General features: G+C 40.9%; 20 protein-coding genes. 18 read left to right on the forward strand and 2 right to left on the reverse strand.

What is annotated here, in order from left to right:
- The first annotated feature begins 301 nt into the window (after window positions 1-301).
- The 7 genes from FTT71_RS11645 (at window position 302) to hisC (ending at window position 7,327) form a co-directional block, all read left to right on the forward strand.
- Complete coding sequence (locus FTT71_RS11645; protein WP_131261926.1) at window positions 302-1,756, forward strand: RNA polymerase factor sigma-54; 1,455 nt, start codon at window positions 302-304, stop codon at window positions 1,754-1,756.
- 166 nt (window positions 1,757-1,922) lie between these two features.
- Window positions 1,923-2,255: a ribosome hibernation-promoting factor, HPF/YfiA family gene (gene hpf / locus FTT71_RS11650; RefSeq protein WP_096902101.1), complete on the forward strand. Its 333-nt coding sequence runs from the start codon at window positions 1,923-1,925 to the stop codon at window positions 2,253-2,255.
- A gap of 137 nt (window positions 2,256-2,392) precedes the next feature.
- A complete protein-coding gene (gene ibaG, locus FTT71_RS11655; protein ID WP_180160989.1) occupies window positions 2,393-2,644 on the forward strand; it encodes a BolA family iron metabolism protein IbaG in 252 nt (83 codons plus the stop codon).
- A 7-nt stretch (window positions 2,645-2,651) separates the two neighbouring features.
- Window positions 2,652-3,908, forward strand: coding sequence for a UDP-N-acetylglucosamine 1-carboxyvinyltransferase (gene murA, locus FTT71_RS11660; protein ID WP_004975199.1), 1,257 nt, complete (start codon window positions 2,652-2,654; stop codon window positions 3,906-3,908).
- Window positions 3,908-4,612: an ATP phosphoribosyltransferase gene (hisG, locus tag FTT71_RS11665; RefSeq protein ID WP_004975201.1), complete on the forward strand. Its 705-nt coding sequence runs from the start codon at window positions 3,908-3,910 to the stop codon at window positions 4,610-4,612. Before murA ends, hisG begins: the two co-directional genes overlap by 1 nt.
- A 186-nt stretch (window positions 4,613-4,798) precedes the next feature.
- Window positions 4,799-6,103, forward strand: coding sequence for a histidinol dehydrogenase (hisD, locus tag FTT71_RS11670; RefSeq protein ID WP_162495523.1), 1,305 nt, complete (start codon window positions 4,799-4,801; stop codon window positions 6,101-6,103).
- Between the two features lie 135 nt (window positions 6,104-6,238).
- Complete coding sequence (gene hisC, locus FTT71_RS11675) at window positions 6,239-7,327, forward strand: histidinol-phosphate transaminase (protein ID WP_180160990.1); 1,089 nt, start codon at window positions 6,239-6,241, stop codon at window positions 7,325-7,327.
- A 66-nt stretch (window positions 7,328-7,393) separates the two neighbouring features.
- On the opposite strand, the gene pabB is transcribed toward hisC, so the two are convergent.
- Complete coding sequence (pabB, locus tag FTT71_RS11680; protein WP_004975209.1) at window positions 7,394-8,734, reverse strand: aminodeoxychorismate synthase component I; 1,341 nt, start codon at window positions 8,732-8,734, stop codon at window positions 7,394-7,396.
- A 255-nt stretch (window positions 8,735-8,989) separates the two neighbouring features.
- Between pabB and FTT71_RS11685 the strand changes: the two genes are divergently transcribed.
- The 6 genes from FTT71_RS11685 to FTT71_RS11710 all read left to right on the forward strand — a co-directional run bounded on the left by FTT71_RS11685 (window position 8,990) and on the right by FTT71_RS11710 (window position 17,187).
- Window positions 8,990-10,030, forward strand: coding sequence for a DUF6160 family protein (locus FTT71_RS11685; RefSeq protein ID WP_004975211.1), 1,041 nt, complete (start codon window positions 8,990-8,992; stop codon window positions 10,028-10,030).
- A 193-nt stretch (window positions 10,031-10,223) separates the two neighbouring features.
- On the forward strand, window positions 10,224-11,057 hold the full coding sequence (locus FTT71_RS11690; RefSeq protein ID WP_004975213.1) for a C39 family peptidase: 834 nt from the start codon (window positions 10,224-10,226) through the stop codon (window positions 11,055-11,057).
- Window positions 11,058-11,102: 45 nt separating this feature from the next.
- A complete protein-coding gene (locus FTT71_RS11695; protein ID WP_004975214.1) occupies window positions 11,103-12,233 on the forward strand; it encodes a hypothetical protein in 1,131 nt (376 codons plus the stop codon).
- A 12-nt stretch (window positions 12,234-12,245) separates the two neighbouring features.
- Window positions 12,246-13,910: an OmpP1/FadL family transporter gene (locus tag FTT71_RS11700; RefSeq protein ID WP_004975217.1), complete on the forward strand. Its 1,665-nt coding sequence runs from the start codon at window positions 12,246-12,248 to the stop codon at window positions 13,908-13,910.
- Window positions 13,904-15,256, forward strand: coding sequence for a putative pilus assembly protein FilE (gene filE / locus FTT71_RS11705; protein WP_179989110.1), 1,353 nt, complete (start codon window positions 13,904-13,906; stop codon window positions 15,254-15,256). Before FTT71_RS11700 ends, filE begins: the two co-directional genes overlap by 7 nt.
- A 20-nt stretch (window positions 15,257-15,276) precedes the next feature.
- On the forward strand, window positions 15,277-17,187 hold the full coding sequence (locus FTT71_RS11710) for a flagellar protein FilF (RefSeq protein WP_131261918.1): 1,911 nt from the start codon (window positions 15,277-15,279) through the stop codon (window positions 17,185-17,187).
- Window positions 17,188-17,288: 101 nt separating this feature from the next.
- On the opposite strand, the gene FTT71_RS11715 is transcribed toward FTT71_RS11710, so the two are convergent.
- Window positions 17,289-17,837 (reverse strand): NUDIX hydrolase, encoded by a 549-nt coding sequence (locus tag FTT71_RS11715; RefSeq protein ID WP_026438436.1) that lies wholly within the window; start codon window positions 17,835-17,837, stop codon window positions 17,289-17,291.
- A 123-nt stretch (window positions 17,838-17,960) separates the two neighbouring features.
- Here FTT71_RS11715 and FTT71_RS11720 point away from each other — a divergent pair, with 123 nt between their 5' ends.
- The 5 genes from FTT71_RS11720 to FTT71_RS11740 all read left to right on the forward strand — a co-directional run bounded on the left by FTT71_RS11720 (window position 17,961) and on the right by FTT71_RS11740 (window position 21,597).
- Window positions 17,961-18,557, forward strand: coding sequence for a CoA pyrophosphatase (locus FTT71_RS11720; RefSeq protein WP_004975226.1), 597 nt, complete (start codon window positions 17,961-17,963; stop codon window positions 18,555-18,557).
- 31 nt (window positions 18,558-18,588) lie between these two features.
- Window positions 18,589-19,119, forward strand: a complete 531-nt coding sequence (locus tag FTT71_RS11725) for a gamma carbonic anhydrase family protein (protein WP_131261917.1) — start codon at window positions 18,589-18,591, stop codon at window positions 19,117-19,119.
- A gap of 160 nt (window positions 19,120-19,279) precedes the next feature.
- On the forward strand, window positions 19,280-19,945 hold the full coding sequence (gene tsaB / locus FTT71_RS11730; RefSeq protein ID WP_096902124.1) for a tRNA (adenosine(37)-N6)-threonylcarbamoyltransferase complex dimerization subunit type 1 TsaB: 666 nt from the start codon (window positions 19,280-19,282) through the stop codon (window positions 19,943-19,945).
- A 12-nt stretch (window positions 19,946-19,957) separates the two neighbouring features.
- On the forward strand, window positions 19,958-20,782 hold the full coding sequence (locus FTT71_RS11735; RefSeq protein WP_136143576.1) for an undecaprenyl-diphosphate phosphatase: 825 nt from the start codon (window positions 19,958-19,960) through the stop codon (window positions 20,780-20,782).
- Window positions 20,776-21,597 carry a class I SAM-dependent methyltransferase gene (locus FTT71_RS11740; RefSeq protein ID WP_179989105.1) on the forward strand — a complete coding sequence of 274 codons (822 nt, stop codon included), beginning with the start codon at window positions 20,776-20,778 and terminating at the stop codon, window positions 21,595-21,597. The genes FTT71_RS11735 and FTT71_RS11740 overlap by 7 nt, the downstream gene beginning before the upstream one ends.
- The last annotated feature ends 128 nt before the right edge of the window (window positions 21,598-21,725 follow it).

The following is a 21,725-nucleotide window of genomic DNA, read 5'->3' on the forward strand; positions in this document are numbered from 1 at the left end:
CCCTTCCCGAACTCAGAAGTGAAACCTCTTCGCGCTGATGGTAGTGTGGGGTTACCCATGTGAGAGTAAGTCATCGCCAGCTCATTATTCAAACACCCTCAACAAATGTTGGGGGTGTTTTTTTATGCAAGAGAGAAAATAAAGTTAGAAAAACAATAATAAATTGAATAGAACTTCTGATTAAAATCTTTATGTCTTTTGATAAATCTGTGCTATACCTAATAAAACGGCATAGAAATTGCTTATCAAAAACTTATATATTAAGTTGTTGAAAAACATAAATTTAAAAGAGTGGGTGAAAATGAAGTTATCGGTTGGATTAAAAGTTGCAAACTCCTTGTCACTGACACCGCAGTTACAACAAGCCATTCGTTTGCTTCAACTTTCGAGCTTGGAACTTGAACAAGAAGTTCAAATTCAGTTGGACAGTAATCCCTTATTAGAAAAAGTCGAAGAACAAAGTAGTGTCGAAAGTTTATCCACCTTAGAAGAGCAAGAGCATGATCAAAAGGATTTGACTAAAGAATTAAATGCAGATCATCTACCGAATGACTTGCCTGTCGATACAGACTGGGATGATGTGTACACTCATTTACCCACGAGTTTGGGAGCAGCGGAATATGAAGAGCGCGAGGATAATCGTCAGGGACATTTAGGTTTAAAAGAGCACATGATGCAACAAATCAATCTGTTGCATTTTTCTCAAGTCGAGCAGCTCATTGCCTACTGTATTGTCGATGCTTTGGATGACAATGGTTTCTTGGATTGTGAAATATCTGAAATCACTACATCTGTGCAACATTTATTGATCTCCATGGAATACGAAGATGAAGTTGAAGACGATGAAGTTTTGGTCGTTTTGAAACATATTCAGCGTTTAGAGCCGATTGGTATTGGTTCGCGTAATTTGGCGGAATGTTTATCTATTCAGCTTGAAAGTTTGGCTACAGATGTGCCTTATCGGCAGGAAGCACTGCAACTCTTGCAGCATTATGAGTTATTAATTTCGAATGATTTAGCCAAGTTAATTAAGCAAACGGGTTTAAGCGCAGATCAGCTACAGCATGCAGTGGCTTTATTAAAAACCTTGAAAGCGCATCCTGGTACAGCATTTGAAGATCAGGAGTCAGATTATCAAATTCCAGATGTAGTGGTTAGTAAAAAGCAGGACCATTGGCAGGTGCAGCTGAATCCTGATGTTGTGCCTAAGCTTAGAATTAATTCGTTTTATGCCAATATGATTAAACGCGCAGATCAAAGTGAAGATAATCAATATTTGCGTAATCAAATGCTAGATGCGAAAAACTTTATTAAAAGTGTTGATGAACGTCATAAAACCTTATTAAAGGTAGCGACTTGTATTGTGCAGCATCAACGTGAATTTTTAGAAATTGGTGCTGAAGGAATGAAACCGTTGATTTTGCGTGATGTAGCTGATGAGGTGGAGTTGCATGAATCTACAGTTTCACGGGTGACCACCAATAAATATATGTTAACTCCACGTGGTTTATTTGAATTGAAATATTTCTTTTCAAGTCATGTTGGAACCTGTTCAGGTGGAGAAGCATCCTCAACTGCGATTCGCGCGAAGATTAAAAAGTTAATTGCAGATGAAAATCCACGTAAACCTTTGTCAGACAACACAATTGCAAACCTTCTTAAGGAAGAAGGAATTGATGTGGCACGTAGAACGGTTGCGAAATATCGTGAGTCATTAAATATTCCGTCATCTTCTGAACGAAAAGTCTTGATCTAGTTTTTAAAATCGGTCTATTCTAAGGATTCATTATGACCAAATAATGAATTTTTTTTGAAGGAATAGTTAGACATGATTTAAAGTGACCGCTGCAGTGATCTGTTATTTGGCAATCAATCATGTGAACTATGCCTTCCTAATCCTAATGAAGGTGAGGGATAGAATTATGCAAATAACAATTCGTGGACATCACTTAGCTATCACCCCTGCAATTGAAGAAAATATTCGACTTAAGTTTGCACAAATGACCAAACATCTGGATCAGGTCAATAGTATGCAGGTGAAATTAAGTAAAGATCATCAAATCGATAAACATTCTAAAAAAGGCAGTGCCAATCATATTGCTGAAGCGATTATTCGCTTGCCCGGCACCGAGCTGTTTGCGCAAGCTTGTGCGGATGATATGTATACTTCAATTAAGATGATGACAGAAAAATTAAAACGTCAGTTAGAGAAACATCGGAAGATGCAGTTGGATTATCAGCCTTTAGCCATCTAGTTAAAATGTGATTTAAAAAGAGGTTTTGGATAAACCTCTTTTTTTATTGCGATAATGTATAGGATTAATGAATTATTTTTTCTATTTATAGTAAAATGACAGGTTTTTACACCGTTGGTCCTAAAGAGGTCTTTGTGATGAATAGTGAACAGCTCACTGAAATTTTAAAAGCTGCTTTTCCAGAGGCTGAAGTTGCTGTAAGTGGGCAAGGCGGCAAGTTTGATCTTCGTATTGTAGATAATCAGTTTGAAGGTAAGCGTCCTGTTGTTCGTCAACAAGCAGTGTATGCACCATTGAATAGCTATATTGCCAGCGGTGAAGTTCATGCGGTTACAATTTGTGCAATGACACAAGAAGAATGGCGTAAAGCAAGCTTATTTGGAGCTTAATAATTTAATGGATAAATTTTTAATTCAGGGCGGTAATAAGCTCGAAGGTGAAGTGCGTATTTCTGGTGCAAAAAATGCAGCCTTGCCACTTCTTGCTGCAATGATTCTTGCAGAAACGCCAATTACATTGAAAAATGTTCCAAATTTAAAAGATGTAAATACCTTGGTGAAGTTGATCGCAGGCTTGGGCATTAAAATGTCTTATGAAGGCGATACAGTCATTGCAGATACATCAACGTTGGACAACCAATTTGCACCTTATGAATTGGTAAAAACCATGCGTGCTTCTATTTTGGTGCTTGGCCCATTGGTCGCGCGCTATGGTAGTGCAAAAGTATCTTTGCCAGGTGGTTGTGCAATTGGTTCACGTCCTGTCGATCAGCATCTTAAAGCACTTGAAGCTTTAGGCGCAGAAATTGAAGTTGAAAATGGCTATGTGAATGCCAAAGTTAATGGTCGCCTTAAAGGTGGCGAAGTGGTCTTTGATATGGTCACTGTTGGCGGAACAGAAAACATTCTCATGGCTGCGGTATTGGCAGATGGTGTTACCACTATTCGTAATGCTGCACGTGAACCTGAAATTACCGACCTTGCGCAAATGCTCATCAAAATGGGCGCTAAAATTGAAGGTTTAGACACCGATACTTTAGTGGTTACAGGTGTTGAACACTTGCATGGTTGTGAGTATTCAGTAGTTGCTGACCGTATCGAAACAGGTTCTTATTTGGCTGCAGCTGCAATTACGGGCGGTAAAATCAGAACCACACATACCGATCCTGCCTTGCTAGAATCTGTGTTAGATAAGTTTGAAGAAATGGGTGCGGAAGTCACACGTGGCGATGACTGGATTGAACTGGACATGATGGGCAAGCGCCCTAAAGCCGTGAGTTTCAGAACTTTACCACATCCTGAATTTCCAACAGACATGCAAGCACAGTTAATGGCGGTGAATGCGATTGGACGCGGTTTTGCTACCATTTCGGAAACTATTTTTGAAAACCGTTTTATGCATGTCCCTGAGTTGTCACGTATGGGTGCCAATATTCAGGTAGAAGGCAATGATGCGGTGGTGACAGGAGTAGAAAAACTTTCTGCTGCACCTGTTATGGCAACCGATTTACGTGCCTCATTCTCGTTGGTGTTAGCAGCATTGGCGGCAGAAGGCGAAACATTGATTGACCGTATTTATCATATTGATCGCGGTTATGAAAATGTAGAACAAAAGTTACAAGGTTTAGGCGCCCAAATTAAGCGAGTAAATTGATGAATGACATGAGAAACGATGATCCAAATTTTGACGTCATGGGCAATTTTGATCATGGTTTAACTTTGGCATTAAGTAAGGGGCGAATTTTAAAAGAAACTTTGCCTTTATTGGAAACTGCGGGAATTAATTTACTGGAAGATCCAGATAAATCACGTAAGTTGATTTTTCCAACCACACATAAACAAGTGCGTATTTTAATTTTACGTGCCTCTGATGTACCAACTTATGTTGAAAATGGTGCGGCAGATATTGGGGTTGCGGGTAAAGACGTGCTGATGGAGCATGGCGCTCAAAATGTATATGAGCCGCTGGATCTGAAAATTGCCAATTGTAAATTAATGACTGCGGGCAAAGTTGGTATGCAGCGTCCAAAAGGTCGTTTAAAAATTGCCACTAAATATGTGAATTTGACCCGTCAATATTATGCCAGCTTAGGTGAGCAGGTTGATGTCATTAAACTCTATGGCTCAATGGAATTAGCACCATTGGTCGGTTTGGGTGATTACATTGTCGATGTGGTTGATACAGGTAATACTTTACGTGCCAACGGTTTAGAGCCGCTAGAAGAAATCTGTAAAGTATCTTCACGTTTAATTGTCAATAAAGCCAGTTTTAAGCGCAAGCAAGATTTGCTCAATCCAATTTTGGCACAACTTGAAAAAGCTGTGGCAGAACGAGAGTTGGCAAAACAATCTGCTTAACTTTGTATCCATCATCCTGCCTTCTCAAAAAACCGTCATTTAATGGCGGTTTTTTTATGTTCGTGCATGATTCTGTTCTTGAATGATTTCGAACGTGAATTTCCATCAAAACATACTGCTTTCGCCATGTATAGATTCCCACAAAGCCCTAGAAACAAGGTAAACTAAACTTTTCTATCAAACCTTGTGGGTAAATTGATGCGACGTTTATCGACTCAAGATCAAAGCTTTAAACAAGCCTTTGCAGACTTGTTGGCTTTTGAAACTGTCAGTGATCCTGAACTTTTAAAAACTGTAGATCAAATTATTGCTGATGTGCGTCAGCACGGTGATGCTCAGGTTCTTAAACTCACTCAACAGTTCGATCGACATCCAGCGCATCAATTTTCAGAACTTGAGTTAAGTCAGGAACAACTGAAAGCCGCATTTGATGCTTTAGATAACGAAGTTCGTGAAGCTTTGGAATTGGCTGCTGTACGTATTCGTGAATTTCACCAAGCGCAAAAGCAGGATGGCTGGACTTATGTTGATGCTTTGGGCAACACGCTTGGGCAAAAAGTTACGCCATTAGACCGTGTTGGTATTTATGTACCAGGTGGTTTGGCATCTTATCCATCTTCTGTGCTCATGAATGCTGTGCCTGCGCATGTTGCTGGTGTACCTGAAATTATTATGGTGGTACCTGCACCGAATGGTGAACTCAATCCATTGGTTTTGGCGGCTGCATATTTAGCAGGGGTGACTCGTGTATTTACCATTGGCGGAGCGCAAGCTGTTGCTGCATTGGCTTATGGTACAGAAACCATCCCATCGGTAGATAAAATTACGGGGCCGGGTAATCGCTTTGTGGCAGCTGCAAAACGTGCTGTGTTTGGTCAGGTCGGCATTGATATGATTGCAGGGCCATCCGAAATTTTGGTTTATGCCGAAGGTGAAAATAATCCTGAATGGTTGGCGATGGATTTACTTTCCCAAGCCGAGCACGACACGGTTGCACAATCTATTTTTATTACACCAGATGCGCAATTGCTGAATCAGGTTGAACAAGCGATTGAACAGCACTTGGCGAATTTGCCTAAAGCTGAAATTGCCCGCACTTCTATTGCAAATCGTGGTGCATTGATCTTAGTCAAAGATCGTCAAGAGGCGATTGAATTGATCAACCAAGTTGCGCCCGAACACTTGGAGTTGTGTATGGATGATCCACAAGTGATGGCAGAAGAAATTCGTCATGCGGGTGCGATCTTTATGGGGCGCTATACACCAGAAGCTATTGGTGATTATTGTGCAGGGCCAAACCACGTATTACCAACGTCGGGTACAGCACGTTTTTCATCGCCATTGGGTGTTTACGATTTCCAAAAACGCTCAAGTCTGATTATGTGTTCAGCTGAGGGCGTGAAAAGTTTGGCGAAAACCGCTGATATTTTAGCGAAGCAGGAAAATCTGGATGCGCATGCACGATCAGCACGTTATCGTTATCAATCATAAATAGCATTACAACCTCTCCCTGACCCTCTCCTAATAAAGAGAGGGGAATTTAAACCACACAAATTTTGTGTCTTTAGTAATGAAAATTCCTCTCCCTTTGGGAGAGGTTAGGAGAGGGTTTAAAGAGAATACAAAATGAATATCACAGCAGAACAAATGCGTTTTTGGAGCCCTGAAGTACGTGAGCTAGAGCCTTATGTGCCGGGTGAGCAGCCAAAAATTCAAAATTTATTAAAATTGAATACCAATGAAAACCCGTATCCACCTTCGCCTAAAGTGGTGGAAGCGGTGCAAAAGGTTTTAGAAAACTCGGCAGATGCACTGCGTTTATATCCAGATCCAGATGCGTCTGAGCTTAAGCAAGCCATTGCGAAACAGCAAAATGTAGCTGTTGGAAATGTCTTTGTTGGCAATGGTTCAGATGAAGTCCTTGCACATATTTTTAAGGCTTTTTTTGTTCAGGAACAGCCGTTACTGTATCCGGATATCACCTATAGTTTTTACCCTGTATATAGTCAATTTTTTGGGGTAAAAACTAAAATTTTGCCTTTAAATGATGATTTTGAAATTGTGGTTGATGATTATAAGCAAGCCAATGGCGGCATCATCATCGCCAATCCGAATGCACCGACCAGTATTGCTTTAGGTTTATCTGCTATTGAAGAAGTTTTGCAAGCCAATCTAGATTCTGTAGTGGTTATTGATGAAGCCTATGTCGATTTTGGTGCAGAATCTGCAGTGAAATTAGTAGAAAAGTACGACAATTTAGTCGTCTGTCAAACGACTTCTAAATCACGTTCTTTGGCAGGTTTACGTGTTGGTTTTGCGATTGCGCAACCGCATTTAATTGCCGCACTGGAAGCCGTGAAAAATAGTTTTAACTCCTATCCAATGGATCGTTTTGCGATTGCAGCAGCGGTGGCATCTTTTCAAGATCAGGCGTATTTTGAAGCACAATGCCAAAAAGTTATTGCAAGCCGTGAGAAATTGGTGACGGATTTAACGAGCTTGGGCTTTAAGATATTGCCATCACACGCCAACTTTATTTTTGCATCACATCCTCAACAGGATGCGGGTGAATTAGCTGCAGCATTACGTGAACGCGGTATTATTGTGCGTTATTTTAATAAACCACGCATCAATCAATATTTGCGCATTACTATTGGTACAGATGAGCAAAATCAACGCTTGGTCGATACTTTAAAATACGATATTTTGGCTTAATTGTTAAAATATCGTAGAGGCGAGTGAAGCATTGAATTCACTCGCTTTTTTTGTTTTTGCGACATGCTATTGCGCAGGTTTGTACCAGCGGTTCAATAAGTCCAACATCGCTGAAACCTTGTCAAAACATTCTTGATATTCTGCTTCACAAACAGATGCAATCGTGACGCCACCACCAGCCCATAATGAAACATCTTGCTGATATTTCTGAATAGAACGGATCAGGATATTCCAAGAACCCGTTCCATCGGCATCAAAATAACCCATAGAGCCGCAATAGGCGCCACGTGCTGCACCTTCGAGTTCATCTATAATTTGCATGGCACGAATTTTCGGTGCGCCTGTAATTGACCCACCTGGCAAGGCAGACATCAACACATCAAAAGGATTCATCTCGGCTTTTAGTGTTGCGGTCACTTCACTGACCATGTGATGCACTTGGTTAAAAGACTCAATATTGAATAACTTTGGCGTTTTGACGCTGCCAGTTTCGGCATAAACACTTAAATCATTACGTAATAAATCCACAATCATCACATTTTCAGCCTGATCTTTTTTAGATTCACTTAATTGTTGTTTCGATTGTCGGTCTAATTCAGGATCGCCATAACGTGGCATCGTGCCCTTAATGGGTTTTGTGGTAATTTTTCGATTTTCCTCAAAATCGATAAAGAGTTCGGGCGAACAACTTAAAATTTCAAAATCACCAATACGTAAATAACCTGCATAAGGTGCATTGGTCAGTTGCCAAAACTGAGCTGCAGTCTCTAAAAGTTGACCTTGAGCCTCAGCGCTAAACTCTTGCGTAAGATTAATTTGATAACAATCTCCTGCCACTATATAGTCTTGAACATGTTGAAAGGCGCGTTGGTAATCTGTGAAATTCCAGCGGGCTTGACACTTTTGGCTTAATTGGAACTGTTCAATTATGGTTGATTGAGTATATAAATTTAAAATAAAATCAAAGATTTGAGTAGCAGCATCGTCTGAACTATAAAAATACCAGCCATCAGTTTCTTGCTGTAAATAGCTTTTAAATTGACCTAAAAAAATACTTGGCTGGGGACGAGACTGCATATTGATGTGTTGCTGTGCTGCTGCATCATACGAAACAAACCCCATTACACTGCAAAATGGGGCGGTGTCAGCATCTTCTAAAGCACCGAGATGAGCTGTTAAATCTAATTGAGTTGGACTTAATTCATATTGATCCAATGCCGTTTTTTGAAAGTAAAAATGTTGATGGTTTTGCTGCACACAATAGCGTTCAGCCAAAAAAGCAATACGTGCCTTTCCATTATTTTGCAAATAAATACAATGTGAAAGTGCTGCCAAAGCTTGCAAAATTCTTGCAGCCTCATATTCAGGTTCACAGAATAATTTTTTAAAATGAGTAGGATAGGACATAAAGCGTAAACAGCTGAGAGATTTTAAAAGGCTATTTTACATGATTGCAGCAGATAAAAAGCAAATAACCGTTTGTCGGTAAGATGTGGATTGCGACCAACAGCAGTTGAACAAAAAATAACTCAGATATACCTTTGTATGTGCAAACCGGCTACTCAAGGAATGTGTGTTAGTGTTGTCCTCATCAAATAAAAAAACAATTACTAGCACTGAGTGGTAAAACCAAAAAAATAATACTCTCGGGAGAGTAACAAGATGAAAAAATTTACTAAACTTGCTTTGGTATCATCAATTGCGTTAACGACAAATGCAATGGCAATGCAGGCAATGGACGATACTGCATTAAGCGCAACTACTGGTCAAGATGGTTTAAGCATCGGGATTGGTATTTCTAAAATCGAAATCGAAAAACTTTTAATCCATGATAATGATGGTTTGGCTGCAAAAGGTGCTGCTGGTGATGCTGGTTTTGGTGGGACTGGTAATGCTGGTGCAATTGTTATCAAAGGCAATGGTGTTGATGGTAACGCTAACAAAACACATGGTATCGTGATTGGTGCAAACTATGATGATAATGGTGCTTACTTATTAACTTCGCGTAACTTAGCAGACTTGGTCATTGATACAGATGCAGGTTCTACTGCTGCAGGTGGAGCATTTATTAACGTTGCAGCTCAAGTATCTGGCTTAGATATCAAGATTGGTGAAATTGGCGTATCTGCATCAAATACAATTGACCCTAATGCAACCAATATTCGTCGTGGCCATAGTGATTCCAACTACAACGCAATTTTATCTGGTTTAGAAATCAAAACAGGTAAAATGGATGCCAATATCCAATTGGGTGCTGCCCCACAAGGCGCAATGGTTAAGTTGAATACGACGATGGTCGGCGGTTTAGAAATTAAGAACTTGGGCATTTTAGACAATTCAACCAAAGAGAAAGCTGTTGGTGCTGTAGGTACTACAGCGATTACAACAAAAGAGGCGGGTGAAATCTTTATTGAAAGCATTAAAATTGCAGATGCAGATAGTAAAGATTTGACCCTAAATCAAGATATCCAAGTATTTAATGATGCTTATGTTGGCGGTGGTACTACTCTTGGTAAGGCGGCGCATATTCGCATTGTAAGCAATGACACTGGTGCCAAAGACCAATATATTAAAGGTATTCATTTAGGTAGTCGTACTGCTGCTTCTATTGGTGATATGGAAGTTCAAGGACTTCAAACTTACTACAGTACTTCTCAGGGTAGCTACACTAAGGGTGCTGTTATCACCATTTCAGGTCACTAATTTAAAAACTGAAAAAGCGCGTGAATTCACGCGCTTTTTTTTACAAATAAACTCATGAGTTCGCAAAAAAATATAGAAAGACCTTTTTTTTTTCTTTAAAACGAGTATCTTTCTAAATACAAGGAAGTAGAGTGAAAGCTCTAAAAATAAAAATATTAGGCAGGTATTGCCGAGAACTAAAAAGTAAAAATATATGTTAGAGATCGCTTTAGGCTCGGCATTGATCTATTACGCTGCCACACAAGCCTTTGATTTAAAAGAACAGCATCCTGAAACTGTGCGTTACACAGAAACTTTGGATTCTAGAAATAATTCCTTTACCCGTATGCACAGAGAGCCTGTGCAAATTAAACCTGCTTTAGAAGATCAATTTCGCGGAATTGTGCGCCAAGCCTATGACTACAGTTGTGGTTCTGCAGCTTTAACAACCTTGCTGAATGGTTATGTAGGAACACAATTAAACGAGCAACAAACCATGAGTGGCTTGCTGCGTTATGGAGAATACGACCGAATTATTGAACGTCGTAGTTTTTCGCTATTGGATATGAAGCGCTTTGTCGCAGCTTTGGGCATGGAAAGTGGTGGATATCGCGGGGAGTTTTCGGATTTAGTTAAACAAGGACAGCCTGCAATTGTGCCGATTTCCTATGCAGGTTTTAAACATTTTGTGGTGTATAAAGCCTATAAAAATGGGCGGGTTTATGTGGCTGACCCAGCTTTGGGCAATATTAGTTTTGATGAAGAACGATTTAAGGACGTTTGGGAAAATAACACCCTGTTCTTAATTAATGTAGCACCTCAGCATCGACAAAATATGTTGGCATTACATGAAAAAGATTTACGTCATGTGGAAGATGCAACAGTGAATCGTTATGCCTTTGTTGATATTCAATATCCACAATTTGCGATGGAAAAAATAGCTGATAAAGCATCGACGATACGACTAGAACGTAATGTAAATAAAGATTCTGATAATTATGGACAGTACGAGCATCGTTTTTTAAGACTCTACTATAAAAACAAGTAATTAGTTGTTCACGAAATACAAAAATAAAAATGGAAGGGGTAAATCATGGATCGTAAATGGATGAATAAAACCTTATTGGCACTCAGTATTCAAATGGTATTTGGGGTGGCTTATGCCGCAGAGGAGCCGCAATTAGGGGAATATGAAACCACAACTGAACAGGCAGAAGTATCAGATACAGCAGCATCCACTGCAGATACAAGTGCTGAAACAAATAGTGCGGTTGTCGCTGCAAATGGTGCACAAGCAGCATCATCTGCTTTGCAACAGCAAGAGGGCGACGCAACCAAAGAGGCGAATTTAGAGGAAGTGTTTACCTCGAATGAGCGTCAATATTCCCTTATGAGACAAGGTGAAATTTCATCTTATTATGATATTGATTATACCTATCATCGTGATACGCAGCTCGACCTTGAAATGGCTCAAGGTCAGTTGTATCAGCTTCGTGTGCAAGAAAATGCGTCCCACGCATTAACTAACACCTTCACCGCACAATATGGTTTGCGTGACAATTTAACTTTATCTGCTTCTGTACCATTGGTTGCAAAGTCAGACTTGTTAAAAGATGCCACGGCAGCAGGCTTGGGGGATATTTCTTTAGGTGCACGTTGGGAGCCATTCCCATTAAAAGCGGGGCGTTTACCTTTAATTTTATTCGCAAATTTATCGACCAAAACGGGGGATAGTCCTTACGAGATTAATCCTGTTAAAGATTTATCAACAGGTAAGGGTTACTACTCTGCAGGCATCGGTGCAAGTACGCGTAAGTATATTGACCCAGTTGTATTGTTTGCTTCTGCTTCAGCCAACTATGGTTTTAAAGAAAGCGGTCTCAATCAAATTCGCGGTAGCCGTATTATTGAAGAGTTTGAGCCAGGTATTAGTGGTGGTTTTGCTTTTGGTTTTGCTTATTCGTTTAACTACGATGTGTCGATGACCATGTCCTATCAGCAAAGCTTTAATACAGGTTCGGAGTTTACTTATCATACGGGTGAAAGCTATTCACCTGCAGACCAGACCAGTTCGACTTTGGCTATTTCATTAGGCGTTCGCGTTTCACCTGAAACCATTGTGAATGGTACGGTAGGAATCGGTCTGACCGAAGACGCGCCAGACGTATCACTTGGTTTGTCATTCCCACTGGATATTCTCGGTTTCGGTAAAAAAATTCGCTAAGAGGCTAGTCGCATGAAAATGATACGACTTCGCCCGTTAGTGACTGCAATTATACTGTCGGGCTGTTCAGGGGCTGCTTTTGCGCAGCTTGGACAAAACTTATCTGTCGATATTCGTTCTTTGACTATGGGGAATGCGGTCACTGCAGATCCTCCTGGTATTAGTGCGATTCACTTTAACCCTGCTGCACTGACCAAGATTGAAGGTTTGCAAACAGATGTGCAAGGGGTGTTGGCACATTTTGATGTACAGCGTGAGCTTTCTGTTCCAGCAGGTTATGACGTATTTGGTTATTCTGATGACCCTGTGGTGTGTAACGATGGGCCAGAAATTTTGGCCGATTTTTGTACCGATTTTAAAGGTACAGTACAAGCCGATGTCGAATATCCAACGTTGTATGTCCCGATTCTGAAAAAATTTGTCGATTTAGGTAAGGGTATGCCACTGGCAGCGCCAACCAACGGTATTGCCTATAATCCACCTGGTTCCAAAGTAACCTTTGCCACCGCATTATATGCACCGCTGATTGCAGGCTTTGGTGCCGAAAATGGTAACCCTGGTAACTTTATGGGACAACAGGTTGCCTTAGAACGTATCACCTATCTTTCTCCATCTATTGCCTATCAAGTCAATGATGAATTGTCAGTCGGTGCGTCAATTGGGATGTCTTACCAAGCTATCGCCATGAATACCGATTTGCGCTTCCCGAATGAACTAATCGGGATGTTGCGTATGGTGGATGAGGTCGTCTGTACGCCATTTAAAGAAAATTCAGACATCATTACCGATATTTTGTTGCTCGGGATTTGTAATGCCGAAGAAGGTATGAATCCATTTTCGCGTTTTGGGCAAATGCAATTGGCGGTTGAGCAAAGTTTAAGCCCGAGTTATAACTTGGGTATTTTGTGGGAACCGACAGAAGATTTTAGCTTTGGTATGGTGTATCAGAGTGCAGCTAAAATGCGCTTGAAGGGCAAATATCATATTGATAACTCGAAAGCACCGCGTGAGTTAATTAATGGTTTGATGTCTTCACCAACAGGGCAGATTTTAGCGGCAATTTTAGGTTTCCCAAGTTATATTCCAGCCAGTGAGTCTGGTTTGGTTTCTATGGATTTTGAATATCCTGCGCACTTTCAAGCGGGGATAAAATATAAAGTCATGCCTGATTTACAAGTCAATTTTGATGTGGGCTGGACTGACTATAAAGCATGGGATAAATTCAAATTCGAGTTTGACCGTCAAATCTCGGCATTAAAAATTGCAAAATTGCTTTCGGAGCATGTGTCTGATGACAGTTTAGCTTTGCCATTAGAGTTTAAGTCACCGTGGAACTGGGGTGTTGGCATCGAATATTCAGCCACAGACCGTTTAAAACTGCGTGCGGGTTATGAACCACGTGGTAGTGCGATTCCTGACAATAAACGTAACACTATGGTACCAATTAATAATGCACGTTTATTCGGTCTGGGTGTGGGATATCGTTTTGATGCAGATACAGACCTTGATTTATCCATCGGCTTTTTACAAAGTAAGGATAAAATTCCAGCCAATACCAGTAGCTTAGCCAATAAGGAAGGTGTGAATAACCTGCTGTTAAACCCTTATGCGGGTTTGAATGTGAAAACGGATACAAAAATTACAATTCTTGGATTGAGTTATAGAACACGATGGTAAGTTCAGTACGGAAAATAAAACGGACTTTATTTTCAAAGTCGATACTCACACTGATTTTCAGTATGGGATCGGTGTGTTACGCGAATCAGTTTTACACCATTATTGGACCAGATGGTCGTCCAATTGTGGTGCAGCGTAATGCTGCAGAAAAAAAGCAAACGATACAGGCGTTGGAAACCGCACAACAGCAAAAGCAAGTCCAACAAAAGCAACTACAAGAAAACCAACAACAAGACCAGTTTAAGCAAGACAAGGTGCATCAAGTACAGCAGATAACTGCTCAAACATCCGTTCAGGTATCTAAAAATATTTCTGTTCAGGCGAGCAAGCAACTGAATTTGTCTAAGCCGAATATCTCAGAACAATCCGCTATGTCACAAAATCAGGCTAGTCAAAGCAAAGAGAACTCATCATTGCGTGCATCACACACTGAGCCAAATGCAGTGCAGCAAGATATTTCCAGTGCGGAATCTGTTCATCAAACAGGATTGGCAAAAGAAGCAGCGATCAACAAAGTCGCGGTAAAACCATCTGTACTAGAGGATTTACAACAGCTTCCTCAGCAATTTGCGATTGATCCATCCACAGTGTCTGTTTCTAAAAAAACACCAGATCAAGCATCGCATGCATCTGCCCAACAAACGGGTTTTATGGAGATGGCGGGAGAACAGTATGTTAAAAGTGAGTATTTGGAAGATCAGGAGTTTAATTTAGAAGGAAAAAAACGCTTTTATAGTATGCCAGAAGGCATAATTGACACAAAAAATGGCGGTGGTGCTCGTATGCAAGTGGTCGAACGTGAACGTGGTGTAAGCCGTTCCGTTCTCAATAAATTATTTAAAAAGCAATCGGTTGCTGAGCCTCACGCTATTGTTTTGGCTGCAGACTATTATCGTGTTAATCAAGCTGAAGCAATTGAGGGTTTGGGGCAGCAATGTTTTGCTGAAAGCAAAAAAAATAAAGCTAAAACCTTAAAAGCACAACAAGATTTAAATTTGTGGCCTAGAGCTCCCTTAACCGAAAAATTTGATTATGAATTGGTGAAGTTAGAAGGCAATATTCAAAATATTCAAATCAACTCTTATGCCATGAAGCAAAATCAACCGACCTTTTATTGGCCGTTTGTGGTTTTTCTGGATCAAAAAGGCTGTGTGATTGAAGGTGCAGGTGGTTTTAGAAATCAGGATACTGCAGGCAATGTCTTACGACACGAGGTAATAGAAGGTATGCTGCAACTTCCAAAAAATAGCCACTATGTATTATTAACGCCATTGGCTTCTGCAGTGGATATGGAACATCGCGCGCTCAGTAACCAAGGGCAATTAAAACTCATTGCGATACGCTAACAACAATAAGAGAATTCAGGATGAAAACAAGACATATTTTACCTTTTGCAACGACAGCATTGATGGCGGCATTGAGTGGCTGTGGTGGAGAAAGTGCCAATATTAATCCAGAGCCTAATGCTGTGGCGTATATCAACGGGAGTTGTGCCAGTACAGCAAAAAACTGCGTGGAATTTGCATTGGATTATCCTGTGGATGGTTTGAATTTTACCTGTAGCAGTGATACCAGTAAAACCTACATCACCATGATTGAGCCGAAAAGTAATGCGGCAACAGGTAAATGTAGTGAAGGAGATAAAGTCCACTTCTTTATTCAGGAAAAGACCAATCAATATATTGATTTAGGGACAGTATCATTGTCTGATATTGGAATGGTCAGTACTGCAGGTGCGGGTTATCCACGTTTAAGTGTGTTAGATATGGCACGTGGATTAACAGGACGCCAAGCAACGAGTTTAAGTAGTAGTGACGAAACGATACAGGTCGCGACTGCAATTGTACGCTTGCTACAAGCACTTTCTGTTGAAGGTGGAGGAACCATTGCAGGTGATATTCAGCCTTTAACGATTACGACACTCAAAAAAGAACAATTGGCAAATATTGCTGAGTCCGTTGAGGTTGGTGACTATCGTTCAGGGGCTTATGCCAGTATTTTACGCCCGTGGGTAGATGTGTCACAGGTATCTCAAGATGATGCTTATCAAGCATTAAACACCTTGGTTTACATGAATAACTCGGCATCTTATCAAGCTAACTATCCAATTTTAGCCAAAGAAGATTCACAATTACCACAAGGTTTATATGGCTGTAATTTGGCAGACTGTAAATCTACGGTCGCAGATTTGAAACACCTCATTGGGCAATATCAACTAATCACAGACCGTTCTGGATATACCTTCGGTTATGGTATGCAATGGAAAGGTGCGGTGTCTGCAAACACGACCAACCCAATTTTAACGGTGAGTGGTGAATTGATTCGTAAAGTACGTCCTGAGCGTATGGTAGCAGCAGCACAAACCACATGGGTCAACCCATTGAATAAACGTATTCAGGGGCCATTCCGTTTTAGTGTGAATGACAATGCGGCTGATGATTTTAAAATTACCCAAGGTAAGGTGTTTAATGATTATTTAATTGCAGGCACGGAAGGTTTTTATAAATTATTGACCAAATCTACAACAGCGAATCCTGCAGATTATGGTCAATGGCAACAAACCATAGGTACCGATCAGTTCAAAGGTTCTTTTGATGCCTATAAATTCTTTTCTGTGAACTTTTTGGATAATCGCGTTTTTAAAACCCAGAAAAATGTACCTTTAGGCAGTCGCTATATTTTCCCAATTTATGCAACCTTGACCTTTAATTTTGATGGCGGAACGACTACAGATAGCATCAAATTAGGTGTTGTTTTAGATGAGGATGGCAATATTCGTACAGATATAGCACCAAATGCCACAGAAACCGATATGTCTGGTCAGTGTGCAGCAATTCGTCAGTCTGGTGCTGAATATGTTGATACAAATGGTGTGCAGCAATACCGTATAGGTGTGTTAGGTGCAACCGATATCGACAATAAAGCAGTCACTTTACGTATGATTTTAGCCAATCCAAAATTTCATAAACTTGATGGCGCAGTCATTGGTTTGAATACCAAAATTGAAGCGGTTGAAGGTGGAAATGGTCAAGTGGTGGGCGGTGCACGTGCCAATATTGGCAATTTAGTTGCAGCCAACTCTACACGTATTACATTGTCTGATTTCAATGGCTCAACAGTGAAGTGGAGCAATATTTATCATGCGCAACTTGCAACTTACGTGGCTCAAAACCCTGCTTTAGCAACTGATGCAGATAAAGCTTTGGTGAAAGCCCAAGGTGGAGCTGTAAGTCTAGATGTTGCTGAGTGTTATAACCCAAATAAAGTGCGTATTTAGCATTAATTTTAGGTGACATAGTGATGAAAATAGCCCACTTTAGAGTGGGCTATTTATTATTCGAATTTTAGCTTGATTCAAATGAACATCATGTGGGGTTTTTAACCCGTATGATCTGTACGTGAACCTAAGGTTTCTAAGTGGGTCGTAAAATGATTGTTTTTTCGATCTGCAAAGTAGTGTTGTAAAGTACGTTCTACACTTGGGAAAGCCAATTCAGACCACGGAATTTCATCTTCACTAAACAAGCGTGATTCGATGGTTTCTTCACCTGCACCAAATTGACCATTCAACAATTGAGCTTTGAACAGCACATAAATTTGCCCAATCCGTGGAATGTTATACATGCAATAAAGTTGTTCGATTTCAATTTCCGCTTCGGCTTCTTCGCGGGTTTCACGGGCAGAACCTTGCTCCATGGTTTCAAACATTTCCATATAGCCTGCGGGTAAAGTCCACAAACCATAGCGTGGTTCAATTGCACGACGACACAACAATACTTTATTTTCCCAAACGACCAATGCACCACAAATGACTTTTGGATTGACATAGTGAATATTGCCACATGCGCTACACACTTGACGTAATTGCTGATCGCCAAGCGGAATTTTCGTTGTTGTTTTTTGTCCACAATTTCCACAAAAGTTCATAGTGATCGTCATTGTTGAAGGGAGTTCTCAGAATAACTGAAAATTTCAACTTTGGCATCCTCTCTATCTATTGCCCACCTATTTCAGCTATGATGAAAACTTAGACAAGGAGAATTATAAGGCATGATTGATCATTCGCTCACGCATCTATTACAGCAACGTTTGCGCTTTTCTAAAACGTTCATGGAAGCGCATGCAGCGGTATTGATTGCCATTACCGACGAGTCTGATCCAAAGGTATTGCTAACCCGCCGTTCTACCTTACTCAATAATCACGCGGGTGAGGTGTCTTTCCCTGGTGGCAAACGCGATCCGCAAGATACCAGTAATATTGTGGTGGCATTGCGTGAAGCGCAGGAAGAAACCGCATTAAATCCATTTGAAGTGCAGTTGATTGGTGACTTGCCAATGCAAAAAGCCCGTAATGGAATGTTGGTTAAGCCTGTGGTGGGGCTGATTCCTCCAAAAGTAGAATTAATTCCACAACCTTCAGAAATTGATCGGATCTTTTTTGCCTCTTTACAGCATTTAATGGAAGCGCCACCAACGCCGTATGAAGTGAGCTTTGCACAACAAAAATTATATTTTCCGAGTATGCAGGTTGAAGATGAAGTGGTTTGGGGCTTAACAGCGCGGATGTTGGTGTCTTTATTTGAATATGGTTTGGATTATCGTAAAGAATGGCCGTTTTTGTTAAATTCACCAACATTTAAGAAATAGAAAAATTTTGATGTGAAGATAGGAAGGAACCATGTTGTATAAATTTAAAGGATATGCCCCGAAAGCAATGCAGCAACCGTGGGATGGTTGGGTGGCGGATAATGCCACGGTCATTGGTCAGGTTGAGTTGGGACAGAAAGTTAGTATTTGGTTTGGGGCTGTGGTACGTGCCGATAACAGTAAAATCAAATTGGGTAATTTTAGTAATGTTCAGGAAAATGCTGTGTTGCACACCGATGCAGGTATTGAAATGCAGATTGGTGATTATGTGACTATTGGACATCTGGCGATGTTACATGGTTGTACCGTGGGCGATAACACCCTGATTGGTATTAATGCAGTGGTGCTGAATCATGCGGTGATTGGTAAAAACTGTATTATTGGTGCCAATGCTTTAATTCCTGAAGGGAAAGTGATTCCCGATAATTCTGTGGTGATGGGTTCTCCCGGTAAAGTGGTTAAGACTTTGGATGAGTCTGCAGAAGCACGTTTAAAAATGAGTGCGCTGCACTATGCTGAACATTTTCAGCATTTTGTAAACCTAGAGCCTGCAACACTCTAAAATAGAATTTGCATCGTTTAGTCAAACGCATTTTTTAGCTGTAATTACATAGAATTTTATACTCAGGAATTGCAATCTAAGGCATGTAAATCCTCGCGTGAATTTCAGGAGTGGAGTATCATAACGCCAATTTTTGATATTTACTCCTTGAAGGTTGTGCATGAAATTGCTGGCATTGGAAACTGCCAATGAGCAGTGTTCCGTTTCGATTGTAGATGAAACACAGGAACTCTTTTTTCAATTAGATGCGCGAGCAAAAGCACAAACGCAAACCATCTTACCGATGATTGAGCAAGGCTTTGCTGAAACTCAAATTAGTACGGCTGATCTGACTGCAATTGCCTTTAGCCGTGGCCCGGGTTCTTTTAGCGGTGTGCGAATTAATGCGGCAGTCACGCAAGCTTTGGCGTGGGCGCATGATGTGCCTGTAATTCCTGTATCGACTTTGCAGGCATTGGCGCAGGCGGCTTATCGTCTTGAAGGATTAACTGCAGTTACGGCTGTGTTGGATGCACGCATGAATGAAGTGTATATCGCCAGTTTTGAGCTAGATGCACAAGGAATCATGCAGGCGGTTGATCAGGAACAATTATTGAATTATAGCGATGCTGCACAGACGGTACGCTTTCAATTGGTCGGTTCTGGTGCAGGTCTCATTGATCAAGAACAAATACAATACAAAGGCTTAAGTGCAACCGCACAAGATATTGCTACTATTGCACGCGTCTGTGCACAGCAACAGCAATGGGTCAGCGCAGAACAAGCATTGCCTGTCTATTTACGTGACAATGCTTGGAAAAAAATTCCAGAACAAGGCAAGGCATAATTAGGGTTATTTATGGATCTTTTACTGCTGCTCAAAGCGGCAATTATGGGTATTGTAGAAGGGATTACCGAATTTCTACCCATTTCTAGCACAGGACATTTGATTCTCGCTGCAGAGCTAATGGACTTTTGGACCAAAGAAAAAAGCGATGTATTTGTGATTGCCATTCAAATGGGAGCAATTGCAGCGGTCATATATGAGTACTGGACACGTCTATGGGGCGCAGCCACAGGCATGTTTACTGGCGAAGAAAAAGGTCGACGCTTGGGCTTTGGTCTGATTATGGCATCTATTCCAATTATTCTGATTGGATTGACCTTTGGGCAGACTGTAAAAGAATTACTCTTTAATGATGTTGCCGTGGCGATTGGTTTGATTATTGGCGGTTTTATTATTATGTGGATTGAAAAACATCCACCACAAGTACGTGCCCATGAGGTTGAAGAACTAACTTATCGAGATGCGATTTGGATTGGTCTAATTCAGGTATTGTCGCTGATTCCGGGGACTTCGCGTTCAGGTGCAACTATTATTGGCGCGATGTTCTTGGGTGTATCGCGAAAAGCAGCAACTGAGTTTTCCTTCTTTTTGGGAATTCCTGTCATTATTGGCGCAGGCTTGCTCGACTTATATCAAAGCTATGATGTATTCCAAACTACTGAAGATTGGACCGTACTCAGCTTCGGGATCATCGTCTCTTTTGTTTCCGCACTTTTGCTGATCCGTGCATTGGTGGCTTATGTGGCGAAACGTGATTTTATGATTTTTGCTTGGTATCGTATTGCTTCAGGTTTAATCATTTTATTGTTCGCATTCACAGGCTGGAAACTATGGTAAGCGAACTTCGCTTATACACCGAAGCCGAGTGGCTCACTCAAGCACAGCATTATTCTGCTGTGCTTTTGTCTAGAGGCGTGCAAACGTGCATTGAAACAGTAGAAAAACTCAATGCGCGTTTTTTGCGTTTGAACCCTGAATTGGCATTGTGTGTAGATGCTGAAGGGTTGTGGTTGTGTGCCAATGGCATGAAAATGCAACCCGATTGGAAAGCTGAAGTTGGGCGATTGAAACGTGCCTCTTTAAAATCGGAAATGATTGCTCGTGCCTGTAATTTGTCGGAAAAACCAAGCCTAATTGATGCTACGGCAGGATTAGGACACGACAGCTTACTCATGGCACACTTGGGTGCTCAGGTCACGTTGTTGGAGCGTCATCCTATTCTTTTTACTTTGTTGGAGGATGCTAAACGCCAAGCCGCAGATGATCCTTTTTTAGCAAGTGTTGTTGCCCGTATCCAGTTGGTTTTTACAGATTCAGCAGATTATTTACGCAACTGCGCAGCGCAGGGCAAAGTGGTTGATGTGGTGTATTTAGACCCGATGTTTCCGCAGCGAGATCAACATCAACAGGCGCAGAAAAAGCAGGCACAAGTCAAAAAACAAATGCAGTTATTACATTTGCTGTTACCTGAAGATGGCGAAATGGATTTAGGTGATCATTTACTGGGTTTGGCACAGCAAATTGCCAAACGTGTTGTGGTGAAGCGCCCACGTTTGGCTGTATTTTTGGCGGGGCAGGAAACCACACATCAATGGCAGGGTGATGCTTGCCGATTTGATGCCTATTTCCAAGCAAATTTGAACAATGGGTAGATTTCTACCACTAAAGCAGTGGCAAGGCGTTCAATGCTTCTATAATGCGCAAAGATTTGTTATATAGTTAAAATTGACAATTGATAATTACGACGACAAGCATAAACTTGGAGTGTGGAAACGCGAGC

The organism is Acinetobacter sp. YH01004 (genome assembly GCF_013420455.1).
GTDB classification, from domain to species: Bacteria; Pseudomonadota; Gammaproteobacteria; order Pseudomonadales; family Moraxellaceae; genus Acinetobacter; species Acinetobacter towneri.